This window comes from Proteus penneri, from assembly GCF_003144535.1.
GTDB lineage: Bacteria > Pseudomonadota > Gammaproteobacteria > Enterobacterales > Enterobacteriaceae > Proteus > Proteus penneri.
The window spans coordinates 82,207-101,331 of sequence record NZ_PHFJ01000011.1; the positions used below are offsets into that span (position 1 = coordinate 82,207).

Here is a 19,125-nt window from a genome sequence, read left to right on the forward strand (position 1 = left end):
AAAGTAGAAGGAAGTGAAGAGATGAGCACAACACCAATAACTGTTTCAATTCAGTTTGTTGAACAAGAGCATTATGCTCAATGGTTGCCATATTGGTTAAGTTATCAAGCATTTTATAAAGTCGAGTTATCAGAAGAGACCACATTAACAACATGGGCGCGTTTTTTTGATGAAAAAGAGCTGGTTTATTGTGCCGTCGCAATGGAAGGTGAAAAGGTATTGGGTTTTGTTCATTATCTTTTTCATCGCTCAACATGGGCTGAAAGTGATTTTTGTTATTTAGAAGATTTATTTGTTTCACCAGATACGCGTGGTCGCCATGTCGGTAAGCAACTTATTGAATTTGTTAATCAACAAGCAAAACAGCGTAATTGTGCCCGTCTATATTGGCATACGCAGGAAACTAATTTACGAGGACAACGCTTATATAACTGGGTGGCAGAAAAACCGGGTGTGATTGAATACCGTATGGCGCTGTAAAAGAACGTTAGGTAGAACATATAGGGTATAAAAGAGATGGTAAGATTTACCAGCTCTTTTCTGAGTTAGGGTTATTTATTTGATTTAATTTAGGTTAATTAAACTCGTGTTGGCAATAAAACTCATTGCCAACTTTTTTGGCTTCTTCACACGCTTGTTTCATTAATTCGTCAGCTTTTTGCTTATTGGGTTCAATAATATGATATTGACCAGAAAACATAAAAGAAGCCATTGCTTGAGCAAAGCCTTCAAAAGTCATTTCGTTCGCTTTCGTAAACCACATATTGGCTTTTTCAGTATCTGCAGGCACATTACCAACACCGCTATAAAGCACACCTAACCAAATTGGCGCATAGACAAATTCGGGTTGATGAGTTGTGGCGGCTTCTTCTAGTAATACAATGGCTTTTTTGTAATCTGTTTCACCAGATAAAGGTGATATTAGTGTTGTTGCTAGACTTATTTTTCCTCTTATACTTCCTTTATTTGTAGCGATTGTTGCTAATTTTCTCGCTTCAACATAATGGTTTTTAAAATAAGGATCAGCATTAAATAAATAGAGATCAGCAAGTAATGCATAGGCATCTGCATAGTCGTTTTTTATGGACTCATTAGCCCACAATTGTGCATTAAGTAAGTTTTTTTCTACACCCGTTCCCATTAAATACATTTCGGCCAACTGATATTGAGCTTGTGCATTGTGATTGAGTGCTTCTTTGCGAGTATCTTCAAATTTTCTTTTGTCTTGTTCTTCAAAATTTGCCTGCAAAGAAAACGAGCAAACAAGAGTAAGTAGGGTGGTAAAGGTTGAAATATATTTCATAAATGTCATGTAGAGTACCGTTTGTAATGATTTTGAAAATCTTACCAATAATAATGGTATAAAAGCAGTTTATTTCTTCGAGTTAATCAAATAAATAACAATATTGGGAGAGCGGTAATGGCGATTGACCTTAGCAATCTTGTCACTGAAAGTAGAAATCATAACAGTGAAAATATAGACACACTTTCAACATTAGGCATGCTAAAAGTCATTAATAATGAAGATAAAAAAGTGCCATTAGCCGTCGAGAAAGTGTTACCTGAAATTGCTCAATTAATTGATAAGGTTGCAATTGCTTTTTCTCAAGGTGGTCGTCTTATTTATTGCGGAGCAGGCACCTCGGGACGATTAGGGATTTTAGATGCCAGTGAATGTCCGCCAACTTATGGCACACCTCATGAAATGGTGATTGGTTTAATTGCGGGTGGGCATAAAGCTATTTTACAAGCTGTTGAGAATGCTGAAGATAATGCGCAATTAGGTGAAGAGGATTTACGACAACTTAATTTTAATAAGCAAGATATTTTAGTGGGTATTGCAGCAAGTGGCAGAACACCTTATGTGATTGGTGCATTGAATTACGCTAAATCATTAGGTGCAACAACAGGGGCGATAAGTTGTAATCCTGAAAGCCCGATTGCCAGACTTGCTGATATTGCTATTACACCAGTTGTGGGTGCAGAAGTGATAACCGGATCATCAAGTATGAAAGCGGGTACAGCACAAAAGCTTATCTTAAATATGATCACAACAGGGGCGATGATAAAAATCGGCAAAGTTTTTGGTAATTTAATGGTGGATGTTGAAGCAACCAACGCCAAACTTGTTGAACGTCAAATTCGTATTGTAATGCAAGCAACAGAGTGTGAAAGAGCTATCGCTGAAGACGCGTTATCACAATGTCATCGCCACTGTAAAACGGCAATTTTGATGATCTTAGCAAACGTAGATGCACAGCAAGCCACACAGATGCTTACACAAAATAGAGGGTTTATTAGAAAGGCATTAGGTGAGTGATTAAATCGTTTTAATTTTTATCACTTAATTTTCTTAGGTATTGTGCCAACTGTTGGCTATTTTTAGCTCCTGTGGCTGCATCAACGGTTAAATTTTCCAATACATCATCAACATCTATTATTTTTATACCATTGCGATAAAGAAAAAACATAGTGACAAAAAATGCAGTTCGTTTATTACCATCATTAAAAATATGGCCTCGAGAAATGGCGATCCAATAGGTTGCAGCTAGCTCATAAATATCTGTTATTCCTTCATCATGAGTACGATTTTGTACTCTGTAAATAAGTGCCTCAGCTCTTCTTGGCTCAGGCATTCCTGCAACACCAGGAAGTTGTTTTAAGATCTTATCATGAATAGCGGTGTCTAAAACTTCAGAAATATGAGCCCGAGCTTGAGTGGAGGTATAAGTATGCATAATATTTTCTCACATTATTTAATGTACATTTGAATTGAACATTTCAGGTGTGCAATTTTCAATTTATAAAAAATGAAGCTCACTAAAATTAGAAAATTGTTATAACAAAAAAGCCAGCAAATACAATGTATCTACTGGCCTAATGATGGGCTGTAAACCGCTAAGAAATCTTACCCAATATTTTGGATCTGCTCACGCATTTGTTCAATTAAAACTTTCAATTCAATGGCTGAATTGGTGACTTCTGTATTAATTGATTTTGAGGCTAACGTATTGGATTCACGGTTAAATTCTTGCATCATAAAATCAAGACGGCGGCCTACCGCTTCCTTTTTCACTAGAATTTTGCGTGTTTCTTTAACGTGAGCTTCTAATCTATCAAGCTCTTCAGCAACATCTAAACGCTGCGCTAGCATCACTAACTCTTGTTCTAAACGATTATTATCAATTTGAATTTGCGCTTCTTCTAATTTGCTGGTTAAGCGTTCACGTTGCCATTGTAAAATTTCTGGCATTTGTGCTCTTACTTTAATGACTTCTTCGCTAACTGCATCTAAACGCTGCTCAATTAGTGCTTTAAGTGCTTGCCCCTCGGTTTCACGGCTAGCAATAAAAGCATCAATTGCCAAATCTAATTCCGCTAAAAGCTCAGTACCAATGGCATCTAAATCTTGCTCTTGTGCTGAAATAACACCTGGCCAACGTAAAATATCAAATGGGCTAATAGTGCCTTCATGGCTGTGGCTTTTTACCCAGTTGGCAGAAACAATGAGTTGTTTGGCGAGGTTTTCATCCAGATTAAGTTCGCCTTGAAAGCGAGCATTAAGATCAAAGCGTAAGTTACATTCAATTTTACCGCGTGTTAAGCGATTACGTAGACGTTCACGAATAACAGGTTCTAAACTACGTAATTGCTCAGGCAAACGAATATAAGTTTCAAGGTAGCGTTGGTTTACGGAACGCAGTTCCCATGCAGCGCTACCCCAGTCTTTTTTAATGTCTCGGCGAGCAAAAGCGGTCATGCTACGGATCATAATAGGGTCTCAATAGTGTAAAAGATAATACGATTATAACCCTATGCATCAATACAAGGATAGGCATAAGCCATTTTAGGTCGTATAATGCGCCCCCAATATGTCAGAGAAAGCGGAGATAACACCATGCGTCCAGCAGACAGACAAGCAAACCAAGTACGTCCTATTACCATTACTCGCCACTATACAAAACATGCTGAAGGTTCTGTATTAGTTGAATTTGGTGATACTAAAGTCTTGTGTAATGCCACTGTAGAAGACGGTGTACCACGTTTTCTGAAAGGACAAGGGCAAGGATGGGTGACCGCAGAATACGGCATGCTTCCTCGTGCAACAAATAGTCGTAATGCTCGTGAAGCGGCTCGCGGTAAACAAACGGGGCGTACTATGGAGATCCAGCGTTTAATTGCTCGCTCATTACGTGCCGCGGTTGATTTAAAAGCGTTAGGTGAATTTACCATCACCGTCGATTGTGATGTTATTCAAGCAGATGGTGGCACACGTACCGCCTCTATCTCCGGTGCTTGCGTCGCGTTAGTTGATGCTTTAAATAAAATGGTTGAAGAAGGCAAACTGAAAAAGAGCCCTCTTAAATCAATGGTTGCTGCTGTGTCTGTGGGAATTGTTGATGGTGAACCATTATGCGATCTTGAATATGTTGAAGATTCAGCCGCAGAAACAGATATGAATGTGGTGATGATCGATGATGGCCGTATGATTGAAGTTCAAGGTACGGCAGAAGGTGCGCCATTTAGCCATGAAGAATTACTTGCTTTACTCGCCCTTGCTAAAGGGGGATTAGAGAAAATATTTGAAGCGCAAAAAGAGGCGCTGAAGCAATAAATTTTATTTTTAAGGCGACTGAAAAGTCGCCTTTTTTATGCCTAAAATTTATCATCAAGTAACGTAGAGAGGAGAAAGAAATGAAAGCCTACCAACGCCGCTTTATCGAACTAGCATTAGCAAAAAATGTCTTGAAATTTGGTGAGTTCACACTGAAATCAGGAAGGGTGAGTCCTTATTTTTTTAATGCCGGTTTATTTAATACAGGGCGTGATTTGGCTTTACTGGGGCAGTTCTATGCGCAAACATTATTAGATAATAATGTGTCTTGTGATGTGTTGTTTGGGCCCGCTTATAAAGGGATACCTATTGCAACTACAACGGCAGTCGCATTAGTTGAACATCATGATATCGATATCCCTTACTGTTTTAATCGTAAAGAGGCTAAAGATCATGGTGAAGGAGGAACGTTAGTCGGAAGCCCATTGAAAGGTAATGTTGTGATTGTCGATGATGTTATTACGGCAGGTACTGCAATTCGTGAATCAATGGAAATCATCAAACAGCATGATGCAACGCTTTCTGCCGTATTATTAAGTTTGGATAGACAAGAGAAAGGGCGAGAAGCACTCTCTGCAATACAAGAGTTAAAACGCGATTATCAATGCCAAGTGTATTCGATTATTACTTTGGATGATTTAATTAGCTACCTAAGTGAGAGCGAAACTTTGTCTGAGTATTTACCTGCAGTTAAAGCTTATCGTGAGCGCTATGGCGTGAATTAATAAAGTTAATAAGCGATAAACAAGTTGGTCGATTATAGATAAAAAAAGCCCTCGCCCAATTATGGGCGGGGTGAGTAGTACAATGAAGCTTCTGTGATAAATATCACAGATATTGAAATATAAAAAGGACTTTTACTGCAGGGGCAAAGCGAGTTGCTAATGCCACAATGTAGGAACTGCACGAGTGCCATTCCTGATAAATACATATAGGTAACTATGTGTCAGAAGACGCATGTTAACACAAATAAGAAAAAAACGGCATATCTGTAAATTTCAAATTGTTGAGTTAAATCACGAGTCCATCATTTCATTGTAACTGTGCCAAGATTAATGGCCATCGGGCTTCAAATTCTTGAGTGGGCTGATAGCGAAATTCAGTGCGAACAAAGCGCGCTAGCATACCTTCACAAAAAGCGAGTAATTGTGACGCAAGTAACGCTTCATCATGCAAGAAAGCACTACCTTCACGGATCTTACGCTCTTTAATAACTTGTCGTAGTTGAACCTCAATGCGCTCATAAAGTTGGTTTATTCGCCCTTGCAATCTATCTTGTTCAAACATTAATGCATGGCCCGTTAAAATACGAGATAGTCCTGGATTTTTCTCAGCAAAACCAAGGATCAAGATAAGAATTAAGCGAATTCTGGCTATCGTTTCTTTTTCGTCTTTTAAAATCAAATTAATACGAGAAACTAAGCTGTCTTCGATAAACTCAATCAAGCTATCAAACATTTTGGTTTTACTTGGGAAATGTCGATAGAGTGCAGCTTCAGATACACCAACATTGGCGGCAAGCTTTGCCGTTGTGATGCGCTGACTACCATCACTTGATTCCAACATTTGGGCAAGTGACTGTAAGATTTCATCCCGTCTATTTCTTTTCTTTTTGGTTTCTTTTTCTTCTGCCATGACTGATAAGGCCCCTGCTAAAAGCAAAACAAATCAGTAAACCTTTGCACTAAGGTTTTAGTGCAAAGGGAGTGATATCGTCATTGATATAATTAAATGCAAGACGTCTTTATTATTGGCGGCCGGAGTGACCAAAGCCACCGCTACCACGTTCCGTTGCGGTAAAATCTTCAACAATATTAAATTCAGCTTGAACGACAGGTACGATAATCATTTGAGCGATACGCTCACCCGGTTCGATAGTGAACGCTGTTTGACCACGATTCCAAACTGACACCATGAGTTGACCTTGGTAGTCAGAATCAATCAGTCCCACTAAGTTACCCAATACAACACCATGTTTATGGCCTAACCCTGAACGAGGAAGCACCATTGCTGCTAATCCTTCATCGGCAATATGTACAGCAAGACCTGTAGGTAATAATTCGGTTTGCCCTGGTTCAAGAACCAATGGTGCATCAAGGCAAGCGCGTAAATCTAAACCAGCAGAGCCTGTTGTGGCATAAGCAGGAAGTGGATATTCTTGACCAATACGTGCATCAAGGATTTTAACATCAATTTTTTTCATCATAATGTTTGGCTATCTCGTCAAGTAGGCGATGGCTAAGTTGTGCTTTACTACTGTGTGGTAAGCGCGTTTCTCCATTAGCCCAAATAAGGTGTAATGCATTGTTGTCACTGTTAAAGCCTTGATTTTCTATTGAAACATCATTGGCACAGATTAAATCGAGCTGCTTTTGTTCTCGTTTTTTGCGGGCATATTCTTCCACATTCTGGGTTTCGGCTGCAAATCCAACAACAAAAGGACGGTGTTCAACCATCTTTCCGACACTCGCGACAATGTCGGGGTTTTTTACCATAGTGATGGTGACTTCATCACCTTGTTTTTTTATTTTTTCAGCCGCGATAAGTTTAGCGCGGTAATCTGCAACTGCAGCGCAACCAATAAAAATATCTTGTGAAGGTGCGATTAACATCACTTGTTCATACATGTCTTGTGCACTTTCAACGTCGATACGTTTAACACAAGCGGGTGTCGGTAATGTGACAGGCCCAGCAATAAGCGTGACATCAGCTCCACGTAGTGCGGCTGCGTGTGCAATTGCAAAGCCCATTTTTCCAGAGCTATGATTGCTGATAAAACGTACCGGATCGAGTGCTTCACGAGTAGGCCCTGCGGTGATTGTAATTTTTTTACCTGCAAAATCTTGTGGTTGTAAAGCAAGTTGTTTTTCCGCTAATGAGACTAGCTCTAAAGGATCGAGCATTCGCCCTGGTCCTACATCACCACAAGCTTGGCTACCAGAGTCAGGCCCCCAAATTAAACAGCCTCGCTGCTCTAAAGCTGATAAATTTTCTTGTGTAATTGTGGCTCTGTACATTTGCTGATTCATTGCTGGCGCGATAGCGATCGGTGCGCTACTCGCTAAACAGAGTGTGGTAAGTAAATCATTTGCCATCCCCACTCGTAAGCGTGCAATAAGATCGGCGGTAGCGGGTGCAAGTAGAATTAAATCAGCCCATTTGCCTAATTCAATATGCCCCATAGCGGCTTCTGCAGCAGGATCAAGTAGGTCATCTGCTACAGGGAAGCCAGAAACGGCTTGTAATGATAATGGTGTGACAAAAGCATGTGCTGCGGGTGTCATTACAACACGGACAATCGCGCCTTTATCACGTAAACGGCGTACAAGTTCAGGTGCTTTATAGGCCGCAATACCACCACTGATACCAAGAATGATCTTTTTGTCGTGAAGTGTAGTCATGATGAAATGCCTAAGTACATAAATAATTGCCCATAATTTTACCACAAGGTCATCGTGAATTCGGAATTCTATGTAACTTCATGTTTTATAGATTAAATTTATGCGATTTGTCTCGCATAAATTTAATATGTGTCTTTTTTATACAAGATTAGCAGTTTATAGTAAGTTAACTGTATAAAACAACAGTTGTTTTGCGATTAGCATTTAATGATGAGTGATACTTCGCCTAAATTTTAATATTTATGTGAAGAAATAAAATAGATCATTAATCCCACTGTCTTTACGTATTAAGGAGTCCACGGATGGAAAATCAATCGGTTAGTGAACTGTTACCTAGAGAAAAATTGTTACTTTATGGCGTGGAATCACTCACTGATATTGAGTTATTGGCGCTCTTTTTGCGCACCGGTACTTATGAAAAATCTGTATTAGAATTGGCGGCTTTTCTACTTAAAGAGTGTGGTTCTCTTTATCACGTTATTAATGCTGATTATGAAACATTGGGGCGTTTTAAAGGTGTCGGTGTAGGAAAGTTTACTCAATTGCAAGCTATCAATGAAATGGCACAGCGTTTTTCCACAACACAATTTATGTATAAAAATGTTTTATCTTCTTCAGAGGATACAAAGTATTACTTACAAAAACTATTGCATTGGCGAGACAGAGAAGTGTTTGTGGTACTTTTTCTTGATAATCAAAATCAATTGATTGCATTTGAAGAGATGTTTAAAGGAACAATTAATCGTGTAGAGGTTCATCCTAGAGAAATTGTCCGTCAATCAATAAAAAAGAATGCAACATCTATTATTCTTGCTCATAATCACCCTTCTGGTGTTTGCGAACCGAGTCTCGCAGATAAAGAAATAACAGAAAAAATTTTTCTTGCTTGCCAATTAGTGGGCGTAAATGTACTCGATCACCTTGTGATAGGGCATGATGATTGTGTTTCTTTTGCAGAACGAGGTTGGTTATAGCAAATATTTTTGTAATTATTGTCAATCTTTATTTGTACGGGTCTTGAGCGTTGAGGCCATTGGGCGTATACTACGCCACCTTTGAGGATCTTGGGTTTGGCGAGAAGAGCCTATCTCAGCAAGTTTTTTCTGAGGTGTTTACACAGTTTTTCAATCGTTAAAAGTTGCTGAGATGGGCTCCAAAGCCTGACGAGGCGGTCAAACCTGATATTAAAGCTCGAGCTGATTAGATTTTTGGAGAATAGACATGTCCCGAGTCTGCCAAGTTACCGGCAAGCGTCCTGTGAGTGGAAACAACCGCTCTCACGCATTAAACGCGACTAAACGCCGTTTTCTGCCAAACCTGCACTCTCACCGTTTCTGGGTTGAGTCTGAGAAACGTTTCGTAACTCTGCGTGTATCTGCTAAAGGTATGCGTGTGATTGATAAGAAAGGCATCGAATCTGTATTAGCAGATTTACGTGCCCGTGGTGAGAAGTTCTAAGGAGCTGAAAAATGGCTAAAGGTATTCGCGAGAAAATTAAACTCGTTTCTTCTGCTGGTACAGGTCACTTCTATACCACTACGAAGAACAAACGCACTATGCCAGAAAAACTGGAAATGAAAAAATTCGATCCAGTTGTTCGTCAACATGTGCTTTATAAAGAAGCTAAAATTAAATAATTTTAGTTTTCTTAAAAAACCCGACCTTCGTGTCGGGTTTTTTGTTATCTGGAGCCAGCTAAGTATAACAAAGTAAAGCTATTGTGACCTTAGCTTGCTCTTTAGTTATACTATGGCTCTTTTGAATCGTCAGGTGAATGGATTGCGGATGAGTAAGTCAGCACTATCAATATTACATACAGAATCATCTTGTGGATGGGGTGGTCAGGAAATTCGTATACTGACGGAATCTCAAGGTATGATCCGCAGAGGACACCGAGTGGCATTGGTGTGTTGTCCCACATCTAAAATTGCTAAAGCAGCACCTGATTATGGTATTGAAGTTTTCACATTGCCCATTGAAAAAAAACGTCTTTCATCATTAAAAGCACTTCGTCAATGGCTGAAATTACATCATCACCAATTTGATATTATCAATACTCATAGTTCAACTGATGCATGGCTAGTTGCTGCTTCTTGTGCCACATTACGCCAATCACCCGTGGTGGTTCGAACTCGTCATGTTTCTACGGATGTTTCACGTTCATTACCAACACGATGGCTTTATCTTTCATCCAGTGCCCATGTTGTGACAACAGGTGAGAAATTACGCCAGACGCTCCATCAGCATAATAAATTTCCATTAGAAAAAATGACATCGGTGCCTACAGGAATCGATTTACAACGTTTTTTTCCTCAAGATAAACAACACGCTAGAGAAAAAATTGGAATACCGAATAAGCTGACATTAGGTATTGTTGCAACTATGCGTGTATGGAAAGGACATAAATATTTAGTAGAAGCATGGAAATCATTGCATCAGCAGTTTCCTGATTGGCAATTAATTTTTGTTGGTGATGGACCTCAACGTAAAAATTTAGAACCGATGGTGAAAGAGGCGGGACTAGAACAAAGTATCTTCTTCCTTGGTAATCGTAATGATGTGCCTGATTGTTTAAATGCAATGGATCTATTTGCATTACCTTCTTTTGGTAATGAAGGTGTACCGCAAGGCATTATGCAAGCGATGGCCTGTGGTTTACCTGTTGTTTCTACAATGGTGGGCGCGATTAGTGAAGCCGTTATTGATGGTAAAACCGGTTTTACATTAGTACCGCAAGTACAAGAATTATTAACCCGTCATTTAGCTAAATTAATGAGTTCAGATGAATTGCGTGAACAGATGGGAAAAGCAGCGCTTGAACATGCCATTTCACGATTTAGTTTAGATAACATGTTAGATAAGATGGAAAGGATCTTTATTCAGGCAATCAACGATAAAAATAAATCAGTATGATTAATGTTGATAATAAAGTCGTGAAATGATTATCTCTATTATTAACTTGGTGTATTCATCTCATTGATGAATATTTGTAATACTTTTTAGTGTATAGTCTGAAAAGTAAATGTATCATTTAAACCAAATAAAAAGCATATGGATCCAAAAAATATATTGGTTATAGCGGTAGCGCGTTTTGGTGATACATTACTTATCACTCCTGTTCTTCATGCTTTAAAGCAGCGCTGGCCCAATGCTCATATTCATGTATTTGCACATAAACGTAGTGCATGCATTCTTGAGCATAATCCTGATATTGATTGTATTAGGCCTTTTTCTAAAAAAAGAGCAGTTTGGTCTGGATGGTTACCCCATAAGCCTTATGACTTGGCTTTGGTTTACGGTAATGATAGTGAATTGGTGAACTATGCTCGTCGTCAATCTCATCATACCGTTGCTTTTGCTGATATTTCTCAGCAGCAAGGTAATACGACTTGGGTTGCGCGTCCCACTTCGCCAATGGTTGCACAAAAAGAGCGAGCCTTATTAATTAATGCATTAGGGATTTATCCGAGTTGTTGGCAATTACGTTATTTTATCAATGACGAAGAAACGGCTTTTGCACAACAGTTTTTAAAAGATAATGCATTAATTAATAAGAATATTGTTGGTTTTCAACTGCAAAGTTTTCCGGCTAAAGCCTATAGGGATTGGCCCGTAGAAAATTTTCTGCAATTAGCAAAACAGATTATTACCCATGACGCGAGTACGTACTTTTTGCTATTAGGTAGTCAGGAAAGCCAACAATTATCCATTGATTTAGCTAAAAAGATCGGTGAAGAGCATTGTTTAGCCTTAGCGGGTCGAGTTTCAATGCGACAAAATGCGGCGATTATGGCAAATTTATCGCTCTATGTAGGGGTAGATACAGGGCCTACACATTTAGCAGGGGCTTTAGATATCCCAATGGTGGCGCTATATCATAGCTATCACCCAGGATGTTATTTAGCACCATTACAACATTCTTGTTGTCAGGTTATCCAACATCCAACATCGTTGGAAAATGCCCACCGTGAAGACAATATGGCTGAAATATCAGTTGAAGAAGTGTGGAATGCAGTGCGTAATATCATGAATGGAATGAAGGTGAAAAAGTAATCCATGAAGATCGGTATAATTGATGTCACAATCACCATGTCTTATGGCGGGATCCAAACCGCGGTTTGGGAGCTTGCTAAGCAACTGCATGATGCTGGGCATGAAGTTCATCTTTATGGTGGCAATGGCGATATTCGACACAATCTGGCAGGACGCCAAATACAGGTACACACTTATCCTTATACACCGCGGGATAAAGTTATCGATCTCGGTGGACGTTTTCGCCGTATTGTTGAGCGTTACACTTTTGCGCGGCACGCTAAAAAAGATGTTATCAACCAACATTTTGATTGGATTATTTTAACCAAACCGTTTGATTTTTTTTGGCCCTCTATGATGTCTAAATCATCCTCAACGCGTTTTTGTTATATGAGTGGAGGCACCAGCTTTTTTAAAGGTGATCGTCGGTTAGGTAAGAAAATCTCAGCATGGGTTGCATGTAGTCATTTTAATGCTTGGTAAATTCAACACCATTTTAAGCAATTCCCGAGCGTAATTTATAATGGCGTGGATATTGCAAAATTTAAGCCAATGAGTACCTCATTACGTGAGCAATTAGGAATAAGTCAGTCTACATTTTTACTCTCATTTGCAGGTCGATTAGTGGGTTGGAAAGGCTTAAGTGTGGCGATTGATGCGATTGAAAAACTAAAAGGTGAAGATGTTAAGCTCTTGATTATCGGTGCTGGTGATGATTTAGAACGATTGAAAAGTAAAGCGGTGGCGAAAGGTATTGCAGAACAAGTCATTTTTCATCAACCCGTTGGGCATAATCAATTACCTGAATTTTATGCAGCCAGTGATGCAGGTATTTTCCCAAGTACAGGAGATGAAGCCTTCGGTATTACGATTGCAGAAGCCATGGCGTGTGCAAAACCAGTGATTGCCAGCCATATAGGGGGGATCCCTGAAGTTGTCGGTAATGAAGGCACTGCGGGATTATTAGTTGCTCCTGGTAGTGCAGATGAAATTGTGATGGCGATTAATCATCTTCGCCAATTACCTGATAGAGGAAAAGCGATGGGTGAGAATGCGCGTTTGCGTATAGAAACACGTTATACTTGGCAACATTCCGCGCAACGTTTATTACAGGCATTGGCGTCATAATAATGAAGATCGCCTATCTTGATCCTTACCCAGTTCCTGACTTACGTGTTGCTTCCTTGCAAATCTTGCAAAATGTGGATGCATTTGCTCGAGCGGGTGCAGAAGTCACTTTAGTCACGCCAAAAGGACAATATCAAGATAGCGATATATTAGGTCGTTCAATTCACACTAATGCGAGCTTAGTTTCCTTAAGAGATATTCGACGTAAATGGTATTTTCCATTTAATTCACAAAAACTTTTCTCATTACAAATTGCTCGTTGGATAAAACAAAATGATGTAGATGCGTTGTTTACCCGTAACTTAAAGCTAGCGTGTTATCTTTGTGAAAATTATCCAGAAATTCCCCTCTTTTTTGAAAGCCATGAAATTTTTGCTCAATCTTTTGCTGAGTCTCATTCATTTGAGAAAAAAAAGAATCGTGCAAAATATCATAAGCTATTAAAAATGGAGAAGTTAGTTTATAGCCAAGCGACGGGTATTTTTGTTCTTACTTCATTATTAAGAGATGATATTGTTTCGCAGTATCAAGTTGTTACACCAATAATTATTGTGCCTGATGGTGTAGATTTACATGCAGTGGCGGATAGTCAGGTAGTGCCTGCTAAATTAAATCAATCTATTACTGAAGTGCTCTATTTAGGAAGTTTGCATAAATGGAAAGGTATTCCTACCATGATGCGAGCAATGAAATATCTTGATAACGCACGGTTAAATATCGCAGGGGGAACATCGGAGCAGATTAGCGGATTAACTTTATTAGCTCAAGAAATGGACGTAAAAGATAAGGTCAATTTTTTGGGGTTTGTTGATCCCAAAAAAACGCTTTGAAGCGATTGCTCAGCATGATATCTGCGTACTCCCGCTTACGTTAACCAGTATTGGAAGCCGCTATACTTCACCACTCAAGTTATTTGAATATATGGCGATGGAAAAACCCGTGGTGATCTCTGATTTTCCTTCAATTCGTGATGTTGTAGATGAAAAAGCGGTAAGTTTTGCAGATAGTGGCGATGCGCAGAGTTTTGCAAAACAGATAATACAGTTAAGAGAAAACCCACAACGAGCTAAAGAAAAAACCACTCATGCCCGTTCTCTGGTTGAGAATTATTACAACTGGGATAAACGGGCTGAGGTTATTCTAAAGACAATAAAGACGTTAATTAAGTAACTTATTGTTGTTTACCTGATGGTGTGACGGATTGATTATTGAGTAAAGCGTGGCGCAGTGCCAGCATTAATCCCACCAAAATACCCACTTGATTGATATAGGCATTTTCAAATAATCCTCGTAGTACATACACTCCTAAAAATGACATCAATAGCACTAAAGCTGCTTGGCGAATAATCCCATGATTTTTTCTTATTAGCTGAATACCTTGCACAATTATTGACGAGCAAAAATAGAGAATACCCAATAGCCCTAAAATACCACCAGCAAACCAAAAAGCTAAAAAGACGTTATGGGGGCCAATGGATTTTTTGAATACCCAACTTTTGTGATCTTTAACTCGCTCATTGTAAACATTATGGTAAGTTTGATTACCATAACCATAGCCTTTAATCGGTTGTTCTAGAATAAGATCAAGTGCAGCACCTTGGGTGCCATTATCAAATCGTAGTCCACTATTGGTTTGGGTTAATTTATATTGAAGTAATTTGCTGATAACGGGATTTGCCGGTAAATTTGTCGCCCCAATAAATAACAGAGCACAGATTAACGTACTGATTATTAGTAGTAACCATTGGCGATTAATGACCAAGATAAGTAGCGTACTAATTGCTAATGCCACCCATGCTCCGCGTGCTAAGGTTCCTAACATAATAAAAACAAATGCTAAACTAACAATAGCTAACAGCAACCAATTAATAATAGCGTTACGTTTTTTTAGAGCCCATAATGCTAATATAATAGGAAAGAAAAAAAGAAGAGCATAGGATATTTCCCTATGAATTAACTGACTTTTTATTGTAAAAGGCCAAATACCTTTCTGATACTCTAAATAATACTGCACCAGTTCTTTTGCCATAATCACCAACAATCCAATTGCAAAAGCTACCATCACCATCTTGGCAATATCAGTGGGTTTTTCTTTATATAATACAATCGGAAAGGTAACAGCAAAAAGCAGTAAGCCATTTAAAATAGGCTTATTTACTTCTTTGATACTAATATTTGGCTCGACAGAAATCAGTATGGAATAACCAATAGTCAGTAATAAAAACAGTAGCGAGAAAGCCAGATTATTTTTAAAAATTTTACAGATAGTTTTAAAATCACGTACCAGATACCACAGCGCTGTTGCACCAATCAATCCGATCACAATATTTTTATAACGGGTGATATCCGGTAAGTAGATCAATATAATGTAAAGCCCAATAATGGATAAATTCCACAGGGATTTTTTACTATAGTCTTTAAACACCATCATAATAATCTGCTATCGTCCTTTATACTTTTAGGGAAGCTGATCATACAATAAAAATGATGTTATCGCTGTATCTCTTATCTGATAATCATGGAGTCACCTGTGCCAGAATTGCCAGAAGTCGAAACCAGTCGTCGAGGTATTGAGCCTCATCTTGTGGGTAATGTGTTGCACTACGCCATTGTGCGTAATAGTAAATTACGCTGGCCTGTCTCAGAAAAAATAAAAACCTTATTGGATGAACCTATTTTAAGCGTAAAACGACGCGCTAAATACTTGCTAGTCGAGCTTAATACAGGATGGATCATTATTCATTTAGGGATGTCAGGAAGTGTACGTATTTTATTAGAAGAGCAACCTGAAGAAAAACATGATCATATCGATTTGGTTTTTCGTGATGGCAAGGTACTGCGTTATACCGATCCTCGGCGCTTTGGTGCTTGGCTATGGTGTGAAGATTTAGCCACAAGCACGGTATTAGCCCATTTAGGGCCAGAGCCGCTTTCGGATAAATTTAATGCCGAATATCTCTATCAACAGTCTAAAAATAAAAAAACAGCCATCAAACCGTGGTTAATGGATAATAAATTAGTGGTTGGCGTCGGTAATATTTATGCTAATGAAGCACTATTTTCATCAGGTATTATGCCAGATAGAAAAGCCAATAGCTTAACATCAGAAGAGTGTGAAGTTCTTGTTACGGCGATCAAACGGGTATTAACCCGCTCCATTGAGCAAGGTGGGACAACACTTAAAGATTTTCTACAGTCTGATGGTAAACCCGGTTATTTTGCACAAGAGCTATTTGTTTATGGGCGTAAAGACAAACCGTGTTTAATTTGTGGGCAACCGATTGAAAGTATAAAGCAAGGGCAACGTAGCACATTTTTTTGCCGACATTGCCAACATGGTGAGAACGAGCGTTAAATCTTACCGAGTTTTTTTAGCATGGCGGTGGTGACAACGTCAGGTAAAAACGTAGAGACATCACCGTCATGGCGCGCAACATCTTTAATTAAAGATGAAGAGACAAATGAAAGATTTTGAGAGGGCAGTAAAAATACGCTATCAAGATCGGGTGCAAAATGACGGTTCATATTCGCCAGTTGCCATTCATATTCAAAATCAGAAACGCTACGAACACCACGAATTAAAATCGTCGCTTGTTGTTGTTTAGCAAAGTTAGCCATTAGTTCACTAAACCCCACTACTTCAACATTGGATAAATGACTCGTTACCTGTTTGGCTAAATCAACTCGTTCTTCTAAGGTAAACATCGGATTTTTACGGGCGCTATCAGCAATCGCTAATAAAACCGTATCAAACATACCTGCTGCGCGGGTTAAAATATCGATATGGCCATAAGTGATGGGATCGAAAGTTCCAGGGTAGATAGCTTTATTTTTCATTATTTACAGTCTTCTGGCTGAGTTCCCATAAAGAGGCGTATTTATTAAAGGTATACTGTGCGTTAACAAATGCCAATATCAACCCCTGTTTTCCGTCTAAAAACCCCATTCTTAATAACCAAGTCTTAAAAAAGGCGCCTAACGTATGACTTAAGATTGAGCCGAAACTGGCTTTTTTACCTTGTTGATGACGCTCTTTTGCCCATTCGGCGGCATATTTTAGCTGCTTTTGCTGAAACTCCATTAAATCACGACAAGTAAGATGTAAGAGGTCACCTTGTAATGTTTTGGTAGTCGCACCTTGGGTTTCTAACGATTCATGAACCAAATTATTGTTATATTGATAACGTTCACGAGCATATAAACGGGTCACTTTATCCGGATACCAACCACTGTGTTTCATAAAGCGCCCCATAAATAAATTACGGCGAGCACAGTTATAAACCACATTTTCTTCAGGTTGCTGCAAAATAGCTTGAATGCTGACTTTTAGTTCAGGAGTGACACGTTCATCACTATCAATCATAAAAATATAATCGCCAGTAGCATATTGTTGCGCCAGTTGACGCTGTTTGCCAAATCCTGGCCATTCACTGTTGATAAAGACTTTAGCCCCTTTTTCTGTCGCAATATGACGAGTGTTATCTTGGCTACCTGAATCCAACACAATAATTTCATCCGCCCATTGTACAGAGTCTAAGCACTCGCCAATGACATCAGCGACATTTTTACTGATCATCACCACAGAAAGGCGCTTACTTTGGCTCATTAGTGACTCCGAGGGGGAAGATAAGGTGAAAGTAAGGTAAGCAAACGCAGTAATGCTCCTTGGTTTTCATGAAGCACTTCAACGGCATGGCGACCATAGTAACGGCGATAATCTTCATCATTAAGCAGTGAGGCAATCGCGGTTGCCATTGATTCACTGTCTGTAACAGTAATTAATCCTTCAGCTTGATCAAGTTTGGCACAGATATTTTTAAAATTAAAAGTATGTGGTCCCATAATTACAGGGATAGCGTGGGCAGCGGCTTCTAAAGGATTATGACCACCACGCTCAACTAAACTTCCCCCCACAAATGCCAGATCGGCAATACCATAGAGCAACATCAGTTCACCCATGGTGTCGCCAATCACCACTTGGGTCTGTGCATCGGGTACAGCATCCGTGCTTCGTAAGGTATATTTTAGCCCTGCTTCACGAGTTAACTGTTCTGCTTTAGGAAAACGCTCTGGGTGTCGAGGCACTAAAATCAACAAAAGTTGAGGAAATTGTGTCAGTAGCTTTTTATGTGTCTCTAAAATAATACTTTCTTCGCCTTCATGGGTACTTGTTGCAATCCAAACTGGGCGATGAGCTGCCCATTGACGGCGTAAAGCAACGGCTCTTGCGGCTAATTCAGGGGTAACTGAAATATCAAATTTTAGGCTACCTGTAACATGCAAATGTGAACGTTTAAGCCCTAATTCGATAAAACGCTCACCATCTTCTTGGTTTTGAGCGGCAATTAAGGTGATCTTTTGCAGCATCGTTTTGACGAAACTGCCCAATTTCTGATAACCAGCGGCAGAGCGTTCTGATAAACGAGCATTGGCGATAATCAACGGAATTTTTCGTTGATGCAGTTTTGAAATTAAGTTAGGCCATAACTCTGTTTCCATAATGATCACTAGTTTGGGGTCAACCGTTTTAAGAAAACGATTAACTGAACCGGGTAAATCATAAGGAAGATAGACATGGTAAACATCATCACCAAACGCAGAACGCACACGCTCCGAACCTGTCGGAGTCATGGTCGTGACTGTTATAGGTAAATCAGGATAGTGATGGCGAAGGGCGCGAACAAGCGGTACTGCGGCGAGAGTCTCACCGACAGAGACGGAGTGCAATAATATCCCTTGAGGCACGACTTTGCCTTTGCAAAAGCCATAGCGCTCTCCCCACCGTTTTCGGTAGGCGGGGGCTTTACGGCTGCGTAATAAAAGACGCAACCAAATCAGAGGTTGAATAAGGTAAAGAAGTACCTGATATAAACGCAACAACATGCTATCAAATTCACTTATCTAGACGAACGCTTATAGTATCACACTGTGTGGGATAAAGTGTGTAAA

The 19,125-nt window shown here is 39.4% G+C and carries 20 protein-coding genes and 2 pseudogenes; 12 read left to right on the top strand and 10 right to left on the bottom strand.

Annotated features, from left to right (window positions below):
- The first annotated feature begins 21 nt into the window (after positions 1 to 21).
- On the top strand, positions 22 to 480 hold the full coding sequence (locus CUB63_RS13325) for a GNAT family N-acetyltransferase (protein WP_109848284.1): 459 nt from the start codon (positions 22 to 24) through the stop codon (positions 478 to 480).
- A 94-nt stretch (positions 481 to 574) separates the two neighbouring features.
- Here CUB63_RS13325 and CUB63_RS13330 read toward each other — a convergent pair whose 3' ends face one another.
- On the bottom strand, positions 575 to 1,312 hold the full coding sequence (locus CUB63_RS13330) for a tetratricopeptide repeat protein (RefSeq protein WP_109848246.1): 738 nt from the start codon (positions 1,310 to 1,312) through the stop codon (positions 575 to 577).
- A 108-nt stretch (positions 1,313 to 1,420) separates the two neighbouring features.
- Between CUB63_RS13330 and murQ the strand changes: the two genes are divergently transcribed.
- Positions 1,421 to 2,320, top strand: a complete 900-nt coding sequence (murQ, locus tag CUB63_RS13335; RefSeq protein ID WP_109848247.1) for an N-acetylmuramic acid 6-phosphate etherase — start codon at positions 1,421 to 1,423, stop codon at positions 2,318 to 2,320.
- A 10-nt stretch (positions 2,321 to 2,330) separates the two neighbouring features.
- Here the strand turns inward: murQ and CUB63_RS13340 are convergent, their stop codons facing one another.
- Together CUB63_RS13340 and CUB63_RS13345 are read right to left on the bottom strand one after the other, a co-directional pair.
- Positions 2,331 to 2,738: a type II toxin-antitoxin system death-on-curing family toxin gene (locus tag CUB63_RS13340; RefSeq protein WP_109848248.1), complete on the bottom strand. Its 408-nt coding sequence runs from the start codon at positions 2,736 to 2,738 to the stop codon at positions 2,331 to 2,333.
- Positions 2,739 to 2,908: 170 nt separating this feature from the next.
- The gene (locus CUB63_RS13345; RefSeq protein WP_109848249.1) at positions 2,909 to 3,772 is read right to left on the bottom strand and encodes a YicC/YloC family endoribonuclease; all 864 of its coding nucleotides are present in this window, start codon (positions 3,770 to 3,772) and stop codon (positions 2,909 to 2,911) included.
- Between the two features lie 126 nt (positions 3,773 to 3,898).
- Between CUB63_RS13345 and rph the strand changes: the two genes are divergently transcribed.
- Together rph and pyrE are read left to right on the top strand one after the other, a co-directional pair.
- Positions 3,899 to 4,615, top strand: coding sequence for a ribonuclease PH (rph, locus tag CUB63_RS13350; RefSeq protein WP_072064701.1), 717 nt, complete (start codon positions 3,899 to 3,901; stop codon positions 4,613 to 4,615).
- An 80-nt stretch (positions 4,616 to 4,695) separates the two neighbouring features.
- Positions 4,696 to 5,340: an orotate phosphoribosyltransferase gene (gene pyrE / locus CUB63_RS13355; protein ID WP_072064700.1), complete on the top strand. Its 645-nt coding sequence runs from the start codon at positions 4,696 to 4,698 to the stop codon at positions 5,338 to 5,340.
- 307 nt (positions 5,341 to 5,647) lie between these two features.
- Here pyrE and slmA read toward each other — a convergent pair whose 3' ends face one another.
- The 3 genes from slmA to coaBC all read right to left on the bottom strand — a co-directional run bounded on the left by slmA (position 5,648) and on the right by coaBC (position 8,016).
- Complete coding sequence (slmA, locus tag CUB63_RS13360) at positions 5,648 to 6,250, bottom strand: nucleoid occlusion factor SlmA (RefSeq protein WP_072064699.1); 603 nt, start codon at positions 6,248 to 6,250, stop codon at positions 5,648 to 5,650.
- 112 nt (positions 6,251 to 6,362) lie between these two features.
- Positions 6,363 to 6,821, bottom strand: a complete 459-nt coding sequence (dut, locus tag CUB63_RS13365; RefSeq protein ID WP_006534255.1) for a dUTP diphosphatase — start codon at positions 6,819 to 6,821, stop codon at positions 6,363 to 6,365.
- Positions 6,805 to 8,016, bottom strand: a complete 1,212-nt coding sequence (coaBC, locus tag CUB63_RS13370) for a bifunctional phosphopantothenoylcysteine decarboxylase/phosphopantothenate--cysteine ligase CoaBC (RefSeq protein WP_072064698.1) — start codon at positions 8,014 to 8,016, stop codon at positions 6,805 to 6,807. The genes dut and coaBC overlap by 17 nt, the downstream gene beginning before the upstream one ends.
- 302 nt (positions 8,017 to 8,318) lie before the next feature.
- Between coaBC and radC the strand changes: the two genes are divergently transcribed.
- The 7 genes and pseudogenes from radC (at position 8,319) to CUB63_RS13410 (ending at position 14,346) form a co-directional block, all read left to right on the top strand.
- Positions 8,319 to 8,990, top strand: a complete 672-nt coding sequence (gene radC / locus CUB63_RS13375; protein WP_109406973.1) for a RadC family protein — start codon at positions 8,319 to 8,321, stop codon at positions 8,988 to 8,990.
- 247 nt (positions 8,991 to 9,237) lie between these two features.
- Positions 9,238 to 9,474: a 50S ribosomal protein L28 gene (gene rpmB, locus CUB63_RS13385; protein ID WP_036914542.1), complete on the top strand. Its 237-nt coding sequence runs from the start codon at positions 9,238 to 9,240 to the stop codon at positions 9,472 to 9,474.
- A gap of 11 nt (positions 9,475 to 9,485) precedes the next feature.
- Positions 9,486 to 9,653, top strand: a complete 168-nt coding sequence (rpmG, locus tag CUB63_RS13390) for a 50S ribosomal protein L33 (protein ID WP_006534250.1) — start codon at positions 9,486 to 9,488, stop codon at positions 9,651 to 9,653.
- A 148-nt stretch (positions 9,654 to 9,801) separates the two neighbouring features.
- Entirely contained in the window at positions 9,802 to 10,929 is a 1,128-nt protein-coding gene (locus CUB63_RS13395) for a glycosyltransferase family 4 protein (protein WP_109848250.1), read from the top strand.
- A gap of 138 nt (positions 10,930 to 11,067) precedes the next feature.
- Positions 11,068 to 12,069, top strand: a complete 1,002-nt coding sequence (locus tag CUB63_RS13400) for a glycosyltransferase family 9 protein (RefSeq protein ID WP_006534246.1) — start codon at positions 11,068 to 11,070, stop codon at positions 12,067 to 12,069.
- A 3-nt stretch (positions 12,070 to 12,072) separates the two neighbouring features.
- Positions 12,073 to 13,176, top strand: a pseudogene (locus tag CUB63_RS18000) (glycosyltransferase family 4 protein).
- Positions 13,176 to 14,346 (top strand): annotated as a pseudogene (locus tag CUB63_RS13410) (glycosyltransferase family 4 protein). Before CUB63_RS18000 ends, CUB63_RS13410 begins: the two co-directional pseudogenes overlap by 1 nt.
- A 1-nt stretch (position 14,347) precedes the next feature.
- Here CUB63_RS13410 and rfaL read toward each other — a convergent pair.
- The gene (gene rfaL / locus CUB63_RS13415; RefSeq protein ID WP_109848251.1) at positions 14,348 to 15,607 is read right to left on the bottom strand and encodes an O-antigen ligase RfaL; all 1,260 of its coding nucleotides are present in this window, start codon (positions 15,605 to 15,607) and stop codon (positions 14,348 to 14,350) included.
- A 99-nt stretch (positions 15,608 to 15,706) separates the two neighbouring features.
- On the opposite strand from rfaL, the gene mutM reads away from it, so the two are divergent.
- Entirely contained in the window at positions 15,707 to 16,531 is an 825-nt protein-coding gene (gene mutM, locus CUB63_RS13420; RefSeq protein WP_109848252.1) for a bifunctional DNA-formamidopyrimidine glycosylase/DNA-(apurinic or apyrimidinic site) lyase, read from the top strand.
- Here mutM and coaD read toward each other — a convergent pair.
- The 3 genes from coaD to waaA are packed head-to-tail and all read right to left on the bottom strand — an operon-like array spanning position 16,528 to position 19,059.
- Positions 16,528 to 17,013: a pantetheine-phosphate adenylyltransferase gene (gene coaD, locus CUB63_RS13425; protein WP_006534234.1), complete on the bottom strand. Its 486-nt coding sequence runs from the start codon at positions 17,011 to 17,013 to the stop codon at positions 16,528 to 16,530. The two genes, mutM and coaD, sit on opposite strands and share 4 nt — an antisense overlap.
- Entirely contained in the window at positions 17,003 to 17,782 is a 780-nt protein-coding gene (locus tag CUB63_RS13430) for a glycosyltransferase family 2 protein (RefSeq protein ID WP_109848253.1), read from the bottom strand. Before CUB63_RS13430 ends, coaD begins: the two co-directional genes overlap by 11 nt.
- Positions 17,782 to 19,059, bottom strand: a complete 1,278-nt coding sequence (gene waaA, locus CUB63_RS13435) for a lipid IV(A) 3-deoxy-D-manno-octulosonic acid transferase (protein ID WP_072064689.1) — start codon at positions 19,057 to 19,059, stop codon at positions 17,782 to 17,784. Before waaA ends, CUB63_RS13430 begins: the two co-directional genes overlap by 1 nt.
- Positions 19,060 to 19,125 lie beyond the last annotated feature (66 nt).

Coding starts and splice junctions, on each gene's coding strand:
- rfaL (WP_109848251.1), bottom strand. CDS start 15,607: ATGATGGTGTTTAAAGACTATAGTAAAAAATCCCTGTGGAATTTATCC.
- dut (WP_006534255.1), bottom strand. CDS start 6,821: ATGATGAAAAAAATTGATGTTAAAATCCTTGATGCACGTATTGGTCAA.
- CUB63_RS13400 (WP_006534246.1), top strand. CDS start 11,068: ATGGATCCAAAAAATATATTGGTTATAGCGGTAGCGCGTTTTGGTGAT.
- rph (WP_072064701.1), top strand. CDS start 3,899: ATGCGTCCAGCAGACAGACAAGCAAACCAAGTACGTCCTATTACCATT.
- CUB63_RS13330 (WP_109848246.1), bottom strand. CDS start 1,312: ATGACATTTATGAAATATATTTCAACCTTTACCACCCTACTTACTCTT.
- rpmB (WP_036914542.1), top strand. CDS start 9,238: ATGTCCCGAGTCTGCCAAGTTACCGGCAAGCGTCCTGTGAGTGGAAAC.
- pyrE (WP_072064700.1), top strand. CDS start 4,696: ATGAAAGCCTACCAACGCCGCTTTATCGAACTAGCATTAGCAAAAAAT.
- waaA (WP_072064689.1), bottom strand. CDS start 19,059: ATGTTGTTGCGTTTATATCAGGTACTTCTTTACCTTATTCAACCTCTG.
- coaBC (WP_072064698.1), bottom strand. CDS start 8,016: ATGACTACACTTCACGACAAAAAGATCATTCTTGGTATCAGTGGTGGT.
- CUB63_RS13340 (WP_109848248.1), bottom strand. CDS start 2,738: ATGCATACTTATACCTCCACTCAAGCTCGGGCTCATATTTCTGAAGTT.
- CUB63_RS13395 (WP_109848250.1), top strand. CDS start 9,802: ATGAGTAAGTCAGCACTATCAATATTACATACAGAATCATCTTGTGGA.
- coaD (WP_006534234.1), bottom strand. CDS start 17,013: ATGAAAAATAAAGCTATCTACCCTGGAACTTTCGATCCCATCACTTAT.
- CUB63_RS13430 (WP_109848253.1), bottom strand. CDS start 17,782: ATGAGCCAAAGTAAGCGCCTTTCTGTGGTGATGATCAGTAAAAATGTC.
- CUB63_RS13345 (WP_109848249.1), bottom strand. CDS start 3,772: ATGATCCGTAGCATGACCGCTTTTGCTCGCCGAGACATTAAAAAAGAC.
- CUB63_RS13325 (WP_109848284.1), top strand. CDS start 22: ATGAGCACAACACCAATAACTGTTTCAATTCAGTTTGTTGAACAAGAG.
- murQ (WP_109848247.1), top strand. CDS start 1,421: ATGGCGATTGACCTTAGCAATCTTGTCACTGAAAGTAGAAATCATAAC.
- radC (WP_109406973.1), top strand. CDS start 8,319: ATGGAAAATCAATCGGTTAGTGAACTGTTACCTAGAGAAAAATTGTTA.
- slmA (WP_072064699.1), bottom strand. CDS start 6,250: ATGGCAGAAGAAAAAGAAACCAAAAAGAAAAGAAATAGACGGGATGAA.
- rpmG (WP_006534250.1), top strand. CDS start 9,486: ATGGCTAAAGGTATTCGCGAGAAAATTAAACTCGTTTCTTCTGCTGGT.